1 protein-coding gene (cut by both window edges) is annotated in these 21,423 nt (G+C 66.1%); it reads right to left on the bottom strand.

The whole window is internal to a LuxR C-terminal-related transcriptional regulator gene (locus ACIA5H_RS03675; RefSeq protein WP_397073701.1) on the bottom strand: the coding sequence, 44,544 nt in all, runs 7,691 nt past the left edge and 15,430 nt past the right edge, and what appears here is coding positions 15,431-36,853, spanning codon 5,144 (partial) through codon 12,285 (partial); the first complete codon in reading order (the gene reads right to left) occupies window positions 21,419-21,421. Both the start codon and the stop codon lie outside the window.

Below are 21,423 nucleotides of genomic sequence, written 5' to 3'. Positions count from 1 at the left end.
CGTTCAGTCTGTGTGTTCTGCGCTGTGTCTGTGTCGCCGGAGGCCGGATAGCGATGCTCAACTCGACCTGCCGTCGGTTCTCCAGCAATCTTCGAATCGAAGACCCGAGACGCGGTGGGAGCGGCTCATCGAGTGCCGGTGTCATATAGGCGTCGAGGTTCGACGGCCGTCCCCGGGACAGGTGCCTCGTGAAGGCTTCGAGCACACGCTGACCTTCGTCCTCGGGTACCGGTCGATGTTCCGTTTCCGGACGCAGGCCGGCCACGTACTGGGACCCGGCGCTGAGCTTCCCACGATTCAAGAGAGCCCGGCCGATGGCCGCTTCGCGGCGCACGAAGGTGAGGTTCGTGGAAAACGCCGACACCAGATCGGTGTACCGGCCCGGGTCGGTAGCGATGTCCGTGGGCACCTGGAGTGCCTGGCGGATGGCCGCGATTCGTGCTTCGACCGCAAGGTAGCGATGGAAGTCGGCTTCCCCGGCGCTGTAGTGCCGTTGCCGAATCTGCTGCATGCACCAGTTGAGCACCTGCGGCCGTACTTCGGGCGGCCAGGGATTGCGGACGGCGAATGCCGCGTACACCCAGGCGGGTGGGCCGAATGCGGTGTGATTCTCATGCGATCCCGCCGGTGCGCTGTCCCGAACGAGGCCGTCGAGTATCGGCGGGCTGTGCAGGCCGACAGACTGCGCGCCGTCGTCCGCCGGATCTTCTCGTGACCAGAACATCTCGGACAACGGCGGCAGGCCGAGCAAGCCCGATCCCGATTCCGTCCCCGGGCCGGGGCGTAGGCCCGCGAGCCTCGCCTCCGCACCGCGCACCGCCCGGCGGACATCCCGCTCCCAGGCGGCCCGCGTCGTCTTCTCCGGCGGCTCGCCCTCCGGGATGTGCTGTGCGAAAAGCTGTTCGGCGACATCGCCGCGAAATGACAGATCCTCGCCCACCAGCTCGGCAACCCCCGCCGGGGTACCGGTGGCGTGCCCGGGAACGACGACATCGCGGCCCGCGGAGTCGTCGTCGTAGGGACCGAGGTCGATCGCGACGGGGTCGACGCTGTTGCCGGGGGTCTTTGTGTTGTCAGGGGTGCTCGACGTGCTCGAGGATATTCCGGATTCGGGCGAACTGTGCGGGGCCTGGTCGGAGCCCCCGGGCTCACGGGCGGGTTCGTTGACGGTGGGCGGGCCGGGGACGGGCTTCGCCACACCCGGTGCGCCGGGTCGGGATCCGGTGTAGTGGCCGTCGGTGCGGAGGAAGTGGGCGTCGATCTCCACCAGGGGATAACCGTGGAGGCGTTGGTGTTCGGGGTTTGTGAACCGGCCGATCAGTGCGTGGATGTTCTCGGTGACGTCTCGGCCGGTCTGGCCATCGAGGTACCGGATGGTGTCGTGGTCGTTGACGACGTTCACGGTGTGGCCTGATGAACTCCCGAAGGGGCGGCGGCGGTAGGCGATGATGCCGCGTGCCAGGTGGCCGGCGTCGAGGAGTTGCTGTTCGAGGTCGGTCCAGCTCTCGACGTGCTGGAACGTCGTGTCGTAGTGGGCCTGGATGAACCGGACGTGGGATCGGCTGTCGTCACCGGGTCCTCGTCCTGTTTCCGACGGTTCGGCGACGATGTCGGGTCGGCCGCTGAGCCGGAGGTCGGCGGCGATGGTGCACTCGGCGCTGATGTCCCGGTTGCGCAGTGGGTTGATGCCGCGGATCCGCTCGAGCAGCGGGTCGTCGGGCGCGGGCTCCGTCGGGGTGGGTGACGGTTGCGCCGCGCCGCTGTCCACGGCCGGTCGATCGGTGTCACCATCGGGGGATTGCGTGGGTTCGGCGTCGGGCGACGGTTGCGCTGCGACATCGGTCGTCTCCGTACTCGCACCGGGGCTGGAGAGGAAACGGCCATGAAGGTGGGCGGCGAGCTTCTGGATCAGTACTCGGCCCTGGCTGCCAACTATGCCGAGCAGGTACTGGTCGATCACCTCGAGCATGTACTCGTCGACCGACCGGCTTCCGATCATCGAATAGAGTCGGGCCGCGAGATATCTGGTGCGCAGATACTCCGGCGACTCGCGGTCGAAACCGCGGCAGCCGGGGAAGTGCAGCGCCGACCACAGGTCGTTCTTGCGGTGCTGCTCCCAGAACTCGTATTCCTCGGGTGTGAGCACTTTCCGCATCTGGACACGATCGCCGTCGAGCATCGGTCTGCCCGCCAGGTACGACATGGTTCCCGTCGCGATCGACAGCAGTTGCGGCAGTTCATCGAGCGATGTGTCACGCAGGTACCGCTGGAACGGCATGGCCCGATCGACGGCGGCGCTGCTGGTGGGTCCTTCCGGCTCGTCCTCCGGCATGGTCCGGAACTTCCAGACGGTGATCGTCTCGTTCCCCTGTATTCGCTTCTGCTGTTTGAACAACAGCGGGCCGTGGTCGGAAATACCCAGTAGCTGTTCGGCTTTCAAACCGGTTGCGACGACCAGCGCGAGTGTCAGGTAGATGGGGGAGCGTCGCAGCAAGCGCTTCAGTTCGAAGGCATCTTTGGCGGTGAGTTCTACGCCTCGCAGCGCGGCGCGGTCGCCCTTGCGCAGCGCCCGGAGCCACTGCCCGCGGTTGGCGACCCAATCCGGCCCGGACGGTTCGGCGGCGTTGGGAATCGGCATGTTCTCGAGGTAGGCGAACGGACGATTGCCGTCCTTGTCGCGGAAGGTCAGCAGTTCAGCGATGAGCTGCTCGATTTCGGCGGCCTCCGCCGGAGCGAAGCCATCGTTCAGTGCGCGGGTGCGGGCGGCCCGCCTGCGTTCCGGATCGGTGACATGAAGCGCCGGACCGCGGCCCCCTCGGGCCGGTCGATGTTCGGCGCGGGTGGCCTCGGCGCCACGACCCGCGGTGATCAGGCCGATATTGTCCAGCGACTCGGTCGGCACCCGGGCCTCGATATCGGCATACGAGTTGTAACCCTGATGGACCTGCATGCGCTTGCGGAACTCTGGTGTCTTCGGTGGCTCCGCGGTGACCCGCACCGCTCCCCAGGACTCGCCGGCCGGATCCGGTCCCAGACCGCGGTTGAGGAATCGGCCGCGCCGGTCGGGAGCGGTGGCGCCGAGCCAGGCGATGGGATCACGGGTCGCCGTCAGCACGTAGACGTTCTCGGCCCCGATACCGAAGTCGGTAGCCCCAGTCATCGGGCCCGCGCCCGGGGATGCCGTCAGAACCACCTGGTCGATTTCGCCGGCCAGCCGAGCGTCCCGGCCCGCATAGCACACGGTCGTGGAGCCGTAGCTGTGTCCGAGGAGAGTGTGCAGCCGCGGCAGCGCGGTGCCCCGATGCTCGGCCAATGCTTCGCGAGTGCTGTTGTAGGACACAGTATCTCGCGCTATGACATAGCCACCGACTTCAGCGAACCGGTGATAGGCGGGATCGAACGGGATAACCGGCGTCGTTCCCTTCAGCAGCTTGATCGGGTGTTCGTAGCCGATATCGATGATGGCCGCCACGGTCTCTTCGGGTGCGTACCGTGAGGTCATCTCGTATTGCGCGCCCGCGAACCCGTATCGGTACAGCAGTGACCGCAGCGTGGTCCCGAAGCCGCCGACATGGCGGGTGACGTTCGTCGCTTCGTCGGCGTCTCCGATGGAGACGGAGATCCGGCCGTTGCCGTCGTACTTCTCGGCGTCGTAGGCGAGGAGTTGTACCGGCGGCGACCCGAAGTCCTCGACGCGGCGTTCGATTTCGGCCAGTTGATCCCGGGTGGTCTCCAGGTTGAGCAGATGCGCCTTCTCCGCGGCGGTGAGTCCGCGGTGCCCGATGATCCGGCGCAGCTGTGTGAGCTGCCGGGTGATCGACCGGCGATTGGCGTAATCGCGCACGGTGTACGGGAGGCCGTCGGTATTGCCGATCAGGGCGGGGTGTACCGCCACCATCCCCGCCTGCTGTTCGGTGGACAGCGAGAACCACCAGCGCGCATTCCTTCTGGCGCGTGCTCGGGCGGCATCCACTACCTCATCGGGGTCGACGCGCTCGAACAGCGACCACAGTGTCGCGTGCTCCCCGATCTGATGGCGCAGTGCGGCGATTGCCCGCGCCGCGTGTTCGTTCTCCGGTCGGGTGGGGTGTGGATCAGCTGGAAGCGTGGATCCGTCCGCGCCCTCGGCGGTGCCGAAGGCCCAGCGGGAGTCGGGAGTTGGTTCGACTGTGGCGGGCGGGAATTCCGTCGGATACGGGCGTGGTTGGGGCGCATCCTTATGGAACCCGGTGACGAGTTCGGCTTCGAGTCTTATTTTGCCGTCGACTTCGGTCGGCTCGGTGAGCAATACGAGAGTCGATCCCCGTGGGGCGATGATTTCTCGTTCGCGGTACTCACTCTCGTCCGCGGTGTCCATTGCCGAAACCGACTCCACGGCGATCAGCGCTGATCCGGCATCCGCGTAGACGACGACCTCGACATCCTGGTCCGCGAACACCTCATCCGACAGTGAAAGCGACGTGTAACCGGAGTCGGTCGATCGGTGACCGAGCAAGTTGTCGGTGCGACCGAAGACCCGCACGAGATCGTCCAGCTTTCGAATCATCGTGACCGGTCCGGTGGATGGAAGGGCGTTCCGGAATGCCCAGTCCATCCGGTTGATCTGGGCGGCAATGATGTCGGCTTCTTCTCGGAACCGAGCTTCCGGCCAGCCGAGGCTTGCTCCGGCCGCGAGGACCTCCTCCCGAGTCACCTCCCGTCGTGCTAGTTCGATTCGCTGATGCGGAGTAAGGTTTCGGCCCATTGCGCGTAGTGGCATGTTGGGCCCGGCGAATTTGGTGTATTCCCGGAACGCGTCGATGATCTCGTCCGCGCGATTTCCCGTCGGGTCATGTGCCAAATGCGCCCGGCCCATGCCGTTCCGGATGCGCGCGAGGGCCGCATCGCCTTCGACGGCATTCCTCCGGAACCACTCCAGCCTCGCTCGGAGTGCATTCGCGTCGGCTCGATGCCCGTCGCCCGCCGGGTCGTTCGGCTGTGGCTCGGGGAGCAGGTCGATTGCGACTGGGTCGATGCGGTTGCCGACCGGCCGGTTGTTCGTCGGTGCGGACCGGTTCTGTTCCGGGCCGGAAAGGCTGTCGGATTCCGCTGAGCTGAGGTTCTCGGCTCCGGTCCGTGGCTGCGGCGTAACGGGTTTGCGGCCTGGCCGTCCCGCCTGGGTGATTCCCGGGATTGGGCCGAGAGTTCCGTCCGCCGATTGCAGTGCCTCGGCCAGCCCTGTGTTCTGGTCCGGGTGAGGCTTGCGCAGTTCGAACCATACGGCTTGGTGCCAGCCGTCCTCATGGCGTTTGAACAGCTCGACGCCGGAGCGTATCGGCATCGAATCATCCACTGCCGCAGCCCGTCCGGGTAGGACAGCGAGACCGGAGCGGGTCGGGATACCGCCTCGTGCGTTCCGGGGCATCGAGGCGGCGTGCGTGTCGAGCAGCGTCACGCGCAGCCGGTCATCGGTTGTCTCCGCCATGAGGTGGACTCGGCCGCGGCGGTGTTCGGCGGCGTCGGTCACCATGGCCGTGAGTTCGGCGCCGGCGAGGTTCACTTGTTCGGCGGGCCAGCCGTCGAGCTGTTCGGCCAGCCAGGACGCGGCTTCCGACGCCGCGTTCGGGCTGTATCGGCCCTCGGGCTCGGCACGAATGATTCGCTCGGATCGTTGGGCCGACTGCGCCACTGTCGTCGGTCGGTCGGCCGCGACGGAAATGTCCTCGGTCGGCGCCGTTTCGCTGCCCATCGCCCAAGACGCGCCGGAATCGGTGAGCCAGGAGGTGAGTTGGTCGTGTACGGCCGACCACGCGAGAGATGCTCGCGTTCGATCCTGTCCGAACCGGACGGCGGTGTAATGCGCTTCGACAGAGCCACCGTCGGCGCGCACGGTGATCGTGCCCTCGGCAGGTTCACTTCGGGCCGCGTTGACCCGGATGGTGAACGACTGGCCCTCGGCGGTCGCTTCCCAGGCGACAAGGTCGGTCCAAAAGATCACGCGGTTACCCGCGCCGTCGTCGGCGGACGAGTAACCGGACAGCAGCTTGTATGCGTCGCCTTCGTGGCTGAGTATCTGTCCGACAGGCATCTCGGCTGCCGCGCCTCGCCACATCAGTCCCTGGTGCTCGGAACCGAACTGTGCGTCGAATTCACACACGCTGAGATCGGCTCCGCTGTTCTCCAAGGCGTCGAGGATCTGCGCGGGGTTCATCGGATCCCCGTTCCATTCCTCGAAACCTTGGCTGAACGCGTCGAGGCCCTTCACCCGGCCGCTGATCCGCCACCATCCGAAACCACTGATCTCGTCCAGCGATACGCCCTGCGCGAGGAGTGCGCTGAGCAGATCCTCGTGCGAGGTGTCGGCGGTGACGAACTTTCCGTGGGCCAGCAGGATGAAAGGATCGCCGTTTTCGGGGTCGCTGGTGTGATAAGGCTGCTTGTCGGGCCCCGTCCCGGGCACCACGAACCAGCCGCGCGAATCCACCTCAGGCCACACCAGTTCGACGTCGTCCGCGGGCTCGAGCAGGGTTTCGGGCAGTGGCACTGTGTCGTATGTGGACCGGCTCGGCCCCGGGGACGAGGCAGTCGTTTGCTCGGATCCGCTCCATCTGAGGAGCAGAGCGCGCAATTCGTCTCGCGAGACATCAGGCCAAGGATCGGAGTGTCGAGACAACCGCTTGTGGTACCAGTCGATCGACTTCTCGAGACTGCTCGGGTCCGCGACAGCGCTATGCACCGACTTGCGGACAATCTCCCGCCAGTCTCCCATGGCGCGGTACATGCGAAGGACTGCATCGGTATCAACGGCCGGATTCACGAGGGGCATTCGATCGAACCACATCGCAGCCACCCGAGCACGGGTCTCCTCGTCTACCCGCAGACCGAGGCGCGTAACGAAGAACGATGCGTTGTAGATCGGATCGCTGGGACCGGCGGTTTCCCAGTCCAAAATCCACAATTTCCGTTTGTTGTCGAGCCGAAGGTTGAGCGGATATAGGTCGTTGTGGGCAAAGACAGCTGGTTCACCCGACCGACTGTGATCGGGCTGAACGTACTCCGACAATGGCCCGATTCCGAGTTCTCGCAGCCTCGACAATACGTGCGGTGACAGGCTGTGGTACCTGTCGTCGGCATGCTGGATCATCTGCTGCTGCCACGTTGGAATGTCCATTTCCAGCCCAGGTGGCGCAGGGTGCGATTGCATCAACTGCACTTGATCCAAGAGGTCGGGTAGCCAATTCATCAGCTCGGGATCGCCCCATGGCCGCGTTTCACCGGGAACATACTGCATGATCGTGAACTCCTCGCCGACAGTGCGGCCCACCCCGGCGTAGAGAATTTTGGGAGTTCGCACGCCACACTCGCGTGCGTACGCTATAGCCGCGTTCTCCGGCATCCATTTCTTCAAGAAGGATTCGGTAGGTTGATCCTTCCTGGATCTGACCACAGCCGGGCCCGCACTGGTGTCCACCAGATACAGCCGATTGACGGTCCCGGAGAAATCGGGTTCGCGACCCCGGACCTGTTCGAACAGCGCCTCGGCTTCTTCCGGAGATATTTCGAATCGGTCGCGGCCGGGGTCGGAGCCCGGTGGGTGGTGTTGCTGTCGGCCTGGCGCTCGATTGTCATCCGCGCCGAGGTCGATGGCGACGGGGTCGATGCGTTCACCGGATGATGTTTGCTTCGCGGGTTCGTGCGGGGTGCTATCCGGTTGGTGCGCTGTGTCGCCGTCCCTGTTCGGCGCGTCACGCAGCGATCGGTCGACGATCGCCAGTACCTGCTCGTCGGTTTCGGGCAGCGGTGCGTCCGACAGCAGCGTGGCCAGCAGTCGCTTGCAGGCGAGGGCATCGTGCTCTTCTCCCGGCACGAACGGCGCGGGCCTTCCACCCATGCGGCGGTAGCGCTCTCGCGCACCGGTGAGACCGAGCAGTGCCACCGGATCCGCGATACCCGCGGATTGTTCCACCTGGGCTTCGAGCAGTCGGTACCGCAGGCTTCCCGCCTTGACCGTGTCCACTCGGTCGTCCCGCATGGTGCGGAGATCTTCGTCGAACTCCGGAATGGCGCTGGGGTGCTTCCCTTGCTTTTCGAGCGCCCAATTCAGCAGGATCCTCGACAGCGGACGGTGATAGTCGCCCCTCCCGTGACGCCCGGAAGCGCTCCACAGCTCGAGGTCTGTGGCTACTTCGTAGGGATCCTTGTCGGGGTTGCTCACTGCGGCGTTGAACCATTCGCACATCGCTGCGACGTCCGCGGCCGTCCGCTCGGGTGCCATCCGCCGCCCGAGCAGCTCGTGCAATTTCAGGATGAACTCCACGCTGAGCTCATCGCCGAGATGCTGTTCGGCGTAGTGGCGAGCTTCCAGCCAGCTCAGCCACTCCTTACGTCCGAAAAGCAACTCGGGCCGAGACACACTCGCCGCGATGGCGACGTTCCGGAATTTGTCGTCCATATACAACGTCAGCTCGAGTGTGCGCTCGGCATCGGTCTCGATGCCGAGCGCGCGCTCCAGCTCACGTATTTCGTCGTCGAGCGCCGCGTCTTCTTCGGAGATCACGGGCGGTGCGGTCGCGTCGGCGGTCTTGTCCTGCTCGGCCGCCTGACTCTGCGCTGTCTTCTGCGGAGCCTGCAGCCAAGCCCGCGAACCGGGCGGCAGCAGCTCGGACAAGCTCGCCATGGCGCGGCGGTAGGCCATGGTGACGGCCCCGCGGCTCTTGCCCAGAAGGCTGGCCGCCGCAGCGGTCGTGTGCTCCTCGACGAGCTTCTGGCGCAGGCATTCTCGCTGCAGATCGGGGAGTCTGTCGACACGCCGGGTCAACGCTCGCCGGTTGTCACCTACAGCGGCCCTGATCTCCATCGGCAGCCAGTCTGCGTGCTCCAGAGCGGCCACGATCTCGGTTGCCGTCCTACTCGTCCGCGCGGCCGACGGGTCAGGAGACTCGGCGTTGTCGATCGGTGGTTCGGGTTCGTGCTCGCTGTCGCCGAGGTCGATCGCGACGGGGTCGGCCGGTCGTGACTGTTCGCCCGGTGCGCCGGGCGAAAGTTGCTCGACGGTCCGCGCCATCTCGCGGTCGAAGCGTGCCTGCCACTCGGCATCGGATTCACCGTTCGGCATCGGGAAGTGTGCGCCGTCGGATAAATCGGCGATTCGCACCGACAGGCCGTCCAGGTACGCGTCGATCAGGCCCGGCCAGACGTCGTCGTCGAGTTCGTCGGCCCCGACCTGTAGCAGCTGCCCGTCCAGAAGGAGCTTGATCAGTCCGTCCAGGGTGTCGACGTAGGCGAGCATGGATTCGTCGCGTCGGTTGGAGAATGTCCGTCGCAGTTCTGCGACTACGGCACGCCACGCGCGTGGGTCTTCCTGTTCGGGGCCGACCCCGAATCGGTACGCCAGGTCATCGCGGAGTCGCACGAGCAGGTCAAGGGTGTCGGCCAGCGTGGTGCGTGGCGGTTCCGAAGTGCCTCTGGAGGCCAGGAACTCTCTGAAGATGCGGACAACGTCCTCGTACCACGTTTGCCGCCGGTTCATGGACTCGAATACGGAGTCCGCGTCGTCGATGCCTTCTCGGATCGATTCGAGCTCGGCCGGTGGAAATTCCAGATCGCCCGCCAGCAGCCTTGCCATCGAGGGGTCGAGGTGCGGCTCGAGAAACGAATTGCTGAAATCGATCGGAATCAGCCGAACACCGTGGTCGACCCCCAGGTTTGCGCCTTCGAATCGGTCCCACGTTCGTAGCAGTCGTTCGGCCAGTACCAGTCGCCGCCAGACCGGTGTGTGCCTGAAACGAGCCATGGAGGAGCTGTCTGCCGGATTATCGACAACTTCCGACGCATATTCCATCAGCAGGACGAGACCGCGTTTGTCACGCCGCAGCATCGGCGGGGCAGGCACCCCGATAATTCTGGATATCAGGCTGCCCAGCTCCTCGGCATCCGCCTGATCGAGGTCGCGGACCGTCTTCTCGATTGCGCGGAAACCGTTGCGGTAGGTGATCAGCACCACCCGCTCCGACATTGTCGTATCGCCCGAGTCGCCCTTGAGGGTCTTGCGTCCGCGCACACCGGAGGCTTCTGCCTCAGCCACTTTGTCAGCGAAGGACCGCTTGTCGACGAGGTCTTTCATCCACGCGATTGCGTCGGGATCGTCGTAGAACTTCAGCGCTGATTCCGGTTCCTCATGGACTCCGGACACCGTCCCGACGGTAACCCGGCCATCCGTGCCGACCTGCACGCGCCAGTGATCGATGGGAATCTGGTCTCGGGCTGCCATCTCCCGGAGGATGGGATCCGCCAGATCGAGCAGGTGCTGCTGCCCGCGCAATGGTGAGGCAACCACGATCCGCATGGTTCCGCCCTCGCCATGGACGAGCCCTACACCTCTGCCGAGGCTGCGCGCACCCGCTGCCGCCAAGAAATCTTCGGCCGCGAGCACCGCCAACGCCTCACGCACCTCGCCCAGGTACTCGTGCCAGGCTTCGATCTGGGGCCTGAACTGCTGGAATCTATCGTTGATCGCGGGGAGGGCCTCGTCGTCGAGGAGTACCTTGACCGCCAGGTGATCGAGGACGCGCCGGCGTAGCACAGCATTCAGTCGTCGGGCCTGGATGTCTTTCAGCCGCGCTATTCCCTCGGCGATCTGGTCTGCGTTCTTCCGGTGCAGGTCAGCGGTATCGACCCCGAGCCGATCTGCCTGCCGCAACATCTCGGCAACCACTTCGGCGGCTTCGTCCTCTGCCCGCTCCAATGCTCGGCGTGCATTGGGCGAAAGCTCACGGGGTTCGTGCGTGTTCGGCTGCGCGGGTGCGGGATGCTCGGACTCGGTGCCATCGCCGAGGTCGAGGGCGACGGGGTCGATGCGGGTACCGGACGGGGCCGGCTTCACAGCGGGGGTATCGGACTGCGCTGTCGGCTCTGCTGCGACGACCACTGCCGACCGGTTCAGAATGACCCAGACGTCGGCGGCGCCTTCCTCGCGCACGTAATAGGCGTCGTAGCCGCGGACGGCCGCGTACCGGCCTGCATCCGAGAGGATTTCACGCTTGACGGCGAGATCTCTGCGCCGGGCGCGCACTGCGGAATTCTGTTCGCGGGCGGCCAGCGTCTGCTCTTCGTCGTCGAGGGCAGCAATTTCCGCATCCATCTCCTCTTGCAGCCGGGAGAAGTCGATCGTTCGTGCACTCCGCGGCAGCGCCATCCGGATGACACCGTCGGATCGGTCGTCGGAATAGCCGAGCGCGACTTCGCTGTCGGTGCTCGCATAGATTCCGATGCCGAAGGACGAACTTCCGGGGACACCCGTTAAATATCGACCCGACCTGAGCTCTTCGGCATAACGTGGGTCGCGGACGCCGCGGAACAACTCGTGATCACCGGCAGCAACAAGGGCATCGATTTCCTCGGGCGTGGCATGCATCGGCAGAGAGTCGAATCCCTGCGCTCGCACGATGTGCACCATGGCCGGATCTTCAATCGGATCGTCCTCGCTCCTCGGCGGATCGACGATCTCGGACTTTGCCATCCGATAGTCCAACCGATGAAGCAGATCCCGGCCGCGACCGGCCCTGGGGGCCGCGGCTGCGCGGGCTGACGTGTCCGTATCTGGGCTGGATTGTCGGGCAGGTCTGCTCGAGTCTGTGCTTCCGGCCGCAGTTCGGTCGTCGGGTCGCCCCCGGAATCGGTCCGGAAATTCGCGGTGGGGGGACTCGGGGAGTTGGCGGCGGGCGCGGGTCCAGGGTGTCCGGCCGTCTGCTCGAGGCTCCGAAGCGGCGGGATCGGGCCGAGCAGCGGATGGAACTCCGGATTGCTGCCACGGTGTCCGTGCGGGCCGCCGTTTTGTATCACGCGGCTCGACATGCTGTGGCCGGTCGGGCAGCTGCCCGGGGCCGAACTGTTCGATGATCGTGCGGTACATCGACTCCGAGTCGTCGCCCATCCGCACGCCCGCCATCTCCAAGCCCCGCACGAACTCGTACACCGTGTGCTGGTGGGGAAGCATGAAGGCGATCAACGCAGCGATGAAATCGTGCCGGGAGACGCCCGGCGGGCGCAGCCAGTCGAAACGGGCGAGCATCCGGGTGGCGGTGCCGGAAATGCCGGCGTTCGAGGGGATTTCCTGCTCGGCCAGCCTGCGGATGTCGTCGTTGCTCTCGTCGGGGTCGACGTAGACGTAACCCGGTCGCCACGGGAGCTGAATGACCCGTTCGGAGTGGTCGAGGGCGAAGGCTTCCTCGGCACCGACAGTGCCCTCATCGTGGTAGACGCTGATCGATGCGAGGCGGCATCCCTCTTCATCGAGGATTCGATGTCCGCGCGGGTCGAGCAAGTAGGTGGGCGCGACGTAGGCGACAGAGTCGTCGTGTTCTCGCAGCTGGGCTTCCAACCGGGAGGTATCGACGCGCCCGTCGTCGAGACGGGGGATTGCGGCGCTGCCCTCGAGGTCGAGTTTGCTGATCCGCAGCACTCTCCGCTCTGGCAGTGCGGCGAATTCGCGCACCGACAGCGGCATGCCCAGCGCGGCGGCATCCCGGGAAGTGGGAATGAGATGTGGCACTTCCGACTTCCGTTCGGGGAATGCCGCCTGTCGCCGCTCGTACTCCGCGTAGGCCCGATCGGCCGCCTCGTCGTGTCTCCGCACGTACTTGACCGGATTGAGGTCTTTCCAGGTGACCGGTTCTCCGGGCTGCTTGTCCTCGAAAACAGCCGCGCGAACCGCCTCCAGCGCGTCGAAGTCCAGCCCCAGTTCGTCCGCTTTGCTCCGTCGCCACTCCTGCGTCTGATTCATGTACCGGGCGATGCCCTGGTCCAACGTCAGACCCACGCCTGCTACTCCCAGCTCGGCGTTGCGAATCATGGCGTTGAGCATGGCCGACATCAGTTCGCGCAGGTTTCCTTCGCGCTTCAGCTCGTCCATCGGCACCGACGGCAACACCATGCCGCCCCACCGCGGCCGCGCGGACGCGTCGAAAACCGCTCGGATCCGCTCGTCCCGCTCCGTCGCGGACAGATCCTCGAGCACGTCCTGGAACAGGCCCTTGATCACTGTCTCCAGCCGGTCCAACACCGCGACCGCCGCAGCCTTGACCTCCGGCCGACCGTAGAGGTACCGGGCCAGCTCCGCCTCCTGCACTCGACGCAGTAGAGAACCGGGCCGTGAAACGCTCACATCGAGTGCTGCGGTTCCCGGTGGTGTCTCGCTCCGTGCGGGTCGAGCCCACGGGGTGGCGCCGGGCGTCGCGGTGCCCTGCGCTGATTGCTCCGCCGGTCCAGCGGCGCGCGACGGTTGGGCTGTGACGGCCGCAGGTTCGTCGGGGTCGCCGAGATCGATAGCGACGGTGTCCGATCTGCGGGGCGGCGAGGCGGTTTCGGGTTGTCGTGACCCGACCGGCGTGGGATCGGCTTCGTCCGGATCGAGGTCGATCGCGACGGGGTCAGCGCCGCGATCGGCCGGGGTCGCTGGCCCGTCGTTGTCCGTCGCCGTATTCGCGGAGGTGTCGATGTTCGCGGCCGACAGGAATCCCGCCGCGGCGGTGACATCGTCGGTTGTGCCCGCTTCGATGCCTGCCCGTACCAGTGCGCGCGTGACGGCGCCGAGATCGCCCGGGGACTCGGCGAGCGACCGCCGGACGATGGCCGCGACGGGTTCGGGGTCGTCGGGGCTGATCGGTTCCCACACGCCGTCTGTCAGCGCCAGGACGACACCGTCGCCGCGTATGTCTCGGGCCTTCTCGCGCGGTTTCAGCCCGTCCAGGGAGCGGCCCAGGTTGTGGGTGAGACCCGGGCCGCCGATCGCCGAGTGTTCGGCTTCTTCACGAGTGGTGTCGTCGAAGACGTCCAGCACATCCTGGACCTTCGAGTCGTCCCTGGTCAGCTGAATCGGCGGGCCGCCGTCCAGCGGAATCCAGTACGCGCGGCTGTCACCCACCCAGTCGACGGTGAGCCGTCCCGACTCCATCAACGCGACCACGATCGTGGTGGCGGGCGGCCCGTCTATGGGAGACTCCGGGAGCAAGGCGAGTACCGCCTCCTGGGCGGCGGCCACGGCACCCTCGACTACGGCCACCGGATCGATCCGGCCGTCGCGGTCGGCCCGCAGCAGCGCCGCCACCACGAAATCGTGGGCGGCGGCCTTGGCGGCTGCGGACGCGCGGTGACCGCCCTTCGGCCGGGAGAGACCGTCGTTCACGATCAGTGCGGTGGCCTCTTCGCCACCGACATTCACGCGGATCAGGGCAAAGGCGTCCTCGTTGTGCGCGTGGCTGCCCTGATCGCTCGCTGCCGCGACCGCACCCAGATCCTCCACCGTCAGGTTCTGCTCGACGTAGCGCCGCGGTGCGGTTTCCTCGGAGCCGCGGGGTTCCTCGACATGGTCTCCCCGTGGGTGTTCCGATCCGGGCTGCGCTGCGCGGTCGTCGGGGGTTCGATCAGGCGACGCCGACTCGCCGGGACCTGGCTCGGTGAGATCGTGTTGCCGGGGCTGCGTCTGCGCGATGAAGTCCGGTTGTCCGTCCGCGCCGGGCCAGACGACGGGTGCGCCGGGTTGCGCCGCCGGGGGAGAGGTCGTCGCGCGATGATGCGGTTCGCCCAGCATCTCCGCGATAGCGCGGACCCCGCGGTCGGCCATGCCATAGTTCTCGGCGGCTTGCGCGGCTCGTCGTTGTCGATCGGTCGCAGCGGCCAGGGCGGCGGCCGCATTGTCGCGCATCTGGGTCGCTGCCAATAGCTCCGAGATCGCGCGGAAGTGGTCGAGCAGGAGCGAGAGGCGCTCCCGGCCTATCCGTGTCGTATCCCCTTGCTCCGCGAAGGTCAGCAGTTCCTCCAGCCACTGCGACATATCTCGCAGTGCGTCATAGCGCTGCGTGGCCTCGGCGAGCTGTTCGCTGTCGGTGGTGATCGCCGCATCGAGCGCTGCCCCCGCGGCCACCATCTCCCCGAAGATCGTTTCGGCCACCTCGCGCAGCCGTTTTGTCTCTTTTGGCCGGAGGTGGTCTGCGGGCCGGGTCACGATCGGCGTGTCTGTTCGGGGGTCGGTCTGTGCCCACACCTCCGCGACGGCGGCGAGAGCCGATCCGAGCCGGATCTCCGCGGCGTTCTGCCGAGCCCGCAGGACGGCAGGTGTACCTTCCCGCAGCCCCTGCTCGTAGGCGGCGTTTGCCGCGGCGGCTTCGTCCGCGCAGGCCAGCCATGCCGACATCTGATGCGCGAACTGCTCCAGCAACCGCAGCCGTTCCGCCGGGACCTGCGCATCCGGCTGGCGCCGCAAGGCCACCAGTTCATCGATCAGAGCGGGTGCTCGATTCAGCACGGAATCGTTCGAAAAAACCTCGACTGCGCCGGAGAGTCTCGCGGCGACCGCATCACGGAGTGCCCGCAATTGCGCGGTTTCACGGGATTCCGCGTTGTCGGGCTGACGGCCTGCGGGAGGGCTTTCATCGGGACCGGTGGCTGCGTGCTCGCTCGAATTCACCGGCTGGTGGGGGCGGATCCGTGGAGCGCCGGGTGGAGGCGTGCTCGATGTCTCTGGTTCGTCGGGGTCGAGATCGACGGCGACGGGATCCGGTCCACGCGATTCCGTCGGCCGAATGCCTTCCGGCTGATCCGTCTGGTGAGCGGCATTCGCCTTGTATTCCCGGTATTGGCCGCGGACTCGTTCGGCGTCGTCGAGGAGACCGGACTTCTCGCGATACTCCTCGACCAGCGGGAGTGCGCGGGCCTGGCGGGGGTTCAGCTTGCCTTCTCGCCCGAGTTGCAGCAGCGCCCCCAGCAACCTGTCCACCGCTGCCGCGCTCGACAGATCCGCGCGCCCGTTGCTGAGCTCGATGAGTTGCCGCCGCAGTGCGTCGACTTCCTGCCGCAACGTCTTCAGTTTTTCCGGATCCGCGACCAGTTCCTGGGTTGTGGGCAGTGCGGCCGGATCGTGTTCGTTCGGGTTCGTCGACGCTCGTTGGGTGGAAGCCGGCTGTTCGGGCGGTTCCGGTGTGGCGGGGTCCGGCGCGTTGGGTTCGTCGGGGTCGAGGGCGAGGGCGACCGTGTCGATTCGGGTGCCGGGCGTGGGCTGATGCCGACTGTCGGTGTCCGTGGGTGAGGGGGACCGGTTCTGCGTCTCCTCGTTCGCGTCGGCGGGATCGAGGTCCGAGCTGGTGGTCGAAGGGTTCAGGCCGAGTCCGGTCAGGTCGATGGCGTTGAGGTCGATGCCGACCGATTCGGGAGTGCCCGGATCGGATGCGGGTGTGTTCGGTGGTCGATCCGTGGTGGTGCCGGGTGCCGTAGGTGGCGGCATCGGAACTTCGAACCAGATGGTTTTGCCGCCGACGCGTTCCAGGATCACGCCCCAGGCCGAGGCCATTGCTTCGAGCATGCCGAGGAAGAAACCGTGGGTGTCGGCGACGATCCCGGTTTCAGCCCATTCGGCGGCTTGGTCATCGGTGAAGGCGGCGGCGCTGACGGTGCCCTGGGTGGTTGCCTCTTGTCGTGCGGGTAGGCCACGGCTGGCATCGGTGATCCCGACGCGAATCATGTTTCGGTCGAGCCGAATTCGTACCCGCGCGTCGCCTTCGTCGGCGTAGCGGTAGACGTTTTGGACGAGGTCGGATACGAGGACGGTCAGGTCGTAGGGATCAGGGTGGCCGGCCTGCCGCAAGCACTGTCGTACTGCTCGCCGCGCGATGCCCGGGCCCTGTTGCAAGGAGTCCTGCGGTATGGTCAGGTCGAGCACGGGTTCATGGGGTGGTTGCGAGGGGTCGCTGGTGTCGGCGGTTTCGAAAAACTTGAGCCAGACTCTCTTTCCGCTGTTGCGGGGGAGCACCCATCCCCAGGATTCGGTGTGTGTGTCGAGGAGGTCGACGGCGCGCCACCCGGGACGGTCGCCGCTCTCGCGCGCAGGCAGGGTTCGGCTGTCGTCGCCGACGTGGATCTCGATCCAGCGTTGACCTGGTTGTCCGTGGATGGCAGCGGAGATTTCGGGCGTCCCGCCGCCGTCGGCGCGGGCTTGCAGCGCGAGCTCCCAGGCAATGGTGGCGGCCCGGTCGGCGTGTTCGGCGATGGGCCAGTCGGCCAGCGCCCGGTGCAGCGGTTCGACGGCTGCGGCGATGTCCTGCAGATTCAGGCATCGGGTGGCGGTGTCGACCAGGTGACGGAGTCCGGCGGGCGCGTCCGGGCGGCGCGTGAGTGCGCGGAGGTGGTGCAGCGGGTCGCTGCTGATGCGGTCGGTCCATCCGGTTCCTGGCTGGGGCAGGCCGAGGATGTGAGCGAGTTCGTGGTCGAATTGTTCTGCCCGGCGCTGCCATTCGGCGCGCTGCTCGGGGGTGGTGGTTTCGCGGGCGAGCTCCTGAGCCTTGGCTTCATGGGCGAGACGGTCGACCACCCAGCCGGGGAGTCGGGTGAGGTCGGCTCGGTCGGCGGCGTCGCGGCGCTCGGTGGCGGTCATCGATCGCAGTTCGACATCGATCTGGTCGAGTACCTGCTTGACCGCGCCGGGCAGACTGTTCTGCAGGGCCACGGCGACATCCGCGGGGGTATGCGTTGCGGCCGCCGCGCTTTCATCAGCGTCCGGCATCTGTGCCCCGGAGACGGATTCATCTGTGCGGTCGGTCGAAGATGCCTGCGGGTTGTTCGGTGGTTCGCTCGGTGCGTCGGACGGACGCGCAGCGCTTCTGTGCATCCTGCTCGAGGCGGCGGATGGTGCGGCACCGTTGCGCGGACCGGGCTGAACCGCCCCGAAACCGGAGGAGTCGACAGGTGTCGCATCCGTATCAGGCGACAGCGCGTCTCGGTGGGCGTTGAGGTCCTCCAACGCCTCCACCAACTCGGTGGTTGTCTCGCGTAGCTCCGGAGCGGGTGTCAGGGCTGACCGCAGTTGCCCTGCTTTCTCCCGTAGACGGTCCAGGAGCAGTTCACGAAGTATCCGCAGCAGGTCGGGCGTCTGCGCGGCGTCTACCAGACTCTGTGCTTTCGCATCGGCGCGCAGCATGCCCTGGGCCGACTCCCGGCGATGCTGTGTGGGTGAAGCCGCATCGGCGGCAGCGAAGACGAGCCGGGTGAACCGTGCCGATTCCTCGCCTAGCCGGTGGAACTCCCGCGTGAATCGCGCGGTGTTGTCCGTGGCGGAAACGTGCGCCGCGTGGATTTCCGATTTCGACTCGTCGGTGGCGGAGTCGATCAGAGCGGCCAGTCGGTCGCGTTCGTCGCGCCATCGGTCTCCCGCGGCTCGCGCACGTTCGCGCGCGGCCACCACGGCATCGCGCTGATCCAGCAACTCCAGCAATGGGATTCGATGGCCCGGCGCGCCGATGGCTCCGCGGGGCTCGACCGCGTCGGCCGTGGCCTGCCCTCGTAGGGTTCGCAGCTCCTCGGTGAGCATCTCCAAGCGCGCGAGCAGCTTTCGCTGCCTGGACTCGTCGGCCGGCGTCATCCGGTTCGGGTCGACCGGCGTGGGAAACACTCGCGCCCGGACTGCGGCCGTGCGCGCGAGCTTGTCCTGCACGGCGGTGATCCGCGCACCCCAGGCGGGCTGCACCGCAGGCGGCGCCACGGCCGGTTCGGCGGTGCTCAGTTGCCACAGCCGATCCTGGCGCCGCGTGGTCGCCGCAAGGACCGCTTCCGGGAGCTCCTCGACCAGGATCCTGCCGGTCGGGTCCACCCGCACCTGCCGGGTGATCATCGGAATTCCGCGCTGCCGCAGTTCATCTCCCAATTCCTCGGTCAGGGAGACGGGTTGGTAGGGGGCTTCGAACACCTCGAGCCGGACTCCATCGATGATCCGCCCACGCGGACCGAACTGCAGACCGCCCCGGGCGGCCGCGACCTCGCTGACCGCCAGCTGCTCCGCTTGTGCGCGTGCGAGGATCAAATCGGTGTCGAGACTCTCGCACCGTTGCTCGACCGCCTCGAGATGGTCGAGCAATGTCTGAAGCTGGACCGCCCTCTCGCTGTCGATCCCCGGACGGGACTGCGCATCTTGGATCCGGGTGAACAAGTCGGCCACGTCCAGATAGGCCTGGCCGGCTCCGGCTGCGGCCCAGGCACCGAGGCCGAGGAGCTCGGCCAGGCCGTCGGTCTGCACCAGCAGCCGTCTCACGTCGTTCAGGAGGTCGGCCCGCTGTCCGGCCAGGAAGGAAATGTGGTGAGTCCATTGCCCCAGCTCGCCAGTGGGCGGTTGCTCCCACTCCGCGAATCCTGGCAGTGGTTCGACAGCGGCCGTTTCGTGGCTGCGAGGGGTGGCACCGTACCTTTCGGCCTGTTGACGTTCCACGAGCCGGGCCAGCTCATCGAATGCGCATATCTTCCGGCCGTCGCGTCCGGTGACCACCAGGAGCGTGTCCGCGGCTTCGAGGTCCCTTTGCTCATCGGGGCGCATATCGCGCCATTTCCGCGCCGACCGCGCCAACACGCCGTCCGGTGACGTGCTCGGGTGGAAGCCGGATGCCGGGGGCACCGGCTCGCGGTCGTTCGCGCGGTCGGTGCGAATCTGCACGTCCCGCCATACTTGTGCCAGCGGGATGCCCCGCAGGAGTGCCTGCAGTACGTAGACCGGATGTGTGAAGTCCTTCGGCGCGCTCTTGCCGAAGGCATTGTTGGCCTCGGCCAGGGCTTCCGTCGGGTTGAGAACCGCGTTCCCGCCCAGGCCGAGGTCTACCGTGCCCAGGTTCAGCTGGCTGCGTTCTTGTCCGTATTCCTCGCCCGCAACGATCCGGCTACGGGTATCGCTGTCGAGTTGGTCGAGCCAGGCGTCGTATACGGACTTCAGGTCGACCCAGCCCGTGTCGTCGGTTTCCGCATCCCATGGACCCTGGTGGGTCCGCCGCGCGCTGGCAGCCCCGCCATCGTCTCTCCGGGAGAGTCCGGACTGTCGTAGCCATTCATCGAAAGCCGCTCGACTCTCGAATTCGTTCAACCAGATGTCGAATGCTGCGAACAGGCGGTCTCCATCGCGCCGCGTCTGCTCGACGCGGCTGTAGCCATCGAGCTGTCCCAACCAATCGTCGAATCGGGTCAGCGGCGGTAGCGCGCCGGCCCTCCGGAACTCGATGAAATGCTGATACAGAAACCCGAATGCCTTCGCGTCCAACCAGTCGGTGTAGTCATGCCTCCGGTCGAAGCGGGAATGCTCGGGCAAGGCGCCTGCTTGCCGCCGCTCCGCGAGGTGCTCGTACCGGAGGTTGCCGTCCTCCCGCGGGCTGTCTTTCGGCGCCCGTAAGTGCGCGAGCTCGTGCCGGACAATATCGTAGACAGGATCTCCGGTCGGCGCGTTGAGCCGGCCGGACTTGTAACCTCGTTCGAACAGCTCTCGAATATATTCCGGGTTTCCGAAATAGGTTTCGTTGAGCAATACATAGTTCTCTGGTTCGTCACCGAAAAGCCGCCCAGCGGCAGCGAACGTATCACTCGCCAGGGGTAGGACCACGACCGCATCGGGGCAGATGGCGTCGGCTTCCTCCAACTCGTCGAATATCGCTTTCCGAACCGACATCGCCATATCGACGGAGAGTTTTTCCAGGCCCAGCACCTCGATGCCGTAGGTCGAGTAGAGACCTCCCGCAATCGCCTGTTTGACGTCGCGTTCCGCATCCGAAGCGGTGCTCATTGCCGGAGATTCGGGCAGTGCGGCGGCGGAATAATCTTTCCACGCTGTGGCGGGACCGGATTTCCATACCGTTGCCCGGCCCAAGGGATTGTTTCCCGCCGCCGACGGTGCCCTTGTGGCTGCCGTGGCCACTGTCAACGGTGGCTCGGGACTGCTCGGGTCGTCCGGCTCGTCGGCCATGTCGAATTCATCGGCGAATGCTGCTCGGATCCTTTCCTCGGCCTCGGCGAGGTATTTATCGACGAGCTGGGTCGTGATCCCCAACTTGGCGGCAGCCTGCTCGCTCGACAAATCGGCCGAGCGGACCATGAATACAATGCGTTTGGCCAGTCCGGGATCCTCGAGACCCGACAATGCTCGGTCGAACTTGTCCGCGAATTCCACATCGGTGAACTGAGGATCGTCCGTCTGTTTTATATCGCCCGCTCCGGACCTGCCCTCGACCGGAGCATCCTTCGATACCTGCCGGAGGAACGGAAGGGCAGTGATCACCTCCTCGCGGGTGAGATTCAGTGCCCGGCTGATCTCGGTAATGTCGGAATCGCTGGTGCCGACGCGATTCGCGCGTATGTATCTATCCACCTTCGCGAGGACGCTTTGCGCTTGCGGCTTCATGCCGGGATAGCGCAGCTCCAAGCGTGTTCTGGCAACAGAGTAATGAGCGGCCATCAAGGCGGCTGGAAAGAAACTGCCAGGTGGGACGAAGTTCCGGGTGGCGAGCAGAATTGCTACGGCCGCCTGTTGGGCATACTCGTCGCGGTGTTCGGCCGGGATGGACCGGCGGGCAGCGACCTCGTCCGCGAGCCGTGCGTATCGTTCGAATATCTTGGTCCGGATATGCTTTTCCTCGGCGGAACCCGGTCGTG

The sequence above is a fragment of the Nocardia sp. NPDC051900 genome (genome assembly GCF_044452545.1).
Lineage (GTDB): Bacteria > Actinomycetota > Actinomycetes > Mycobacteriales > Mycobacteriaceae > Nocardia > Nocardia sichangensis.
The sequence above is the reverse complement of the archived record's forward strand: the minus strand, read 5'-3'. Positions and strand labels throughout refer to the sequence as shown.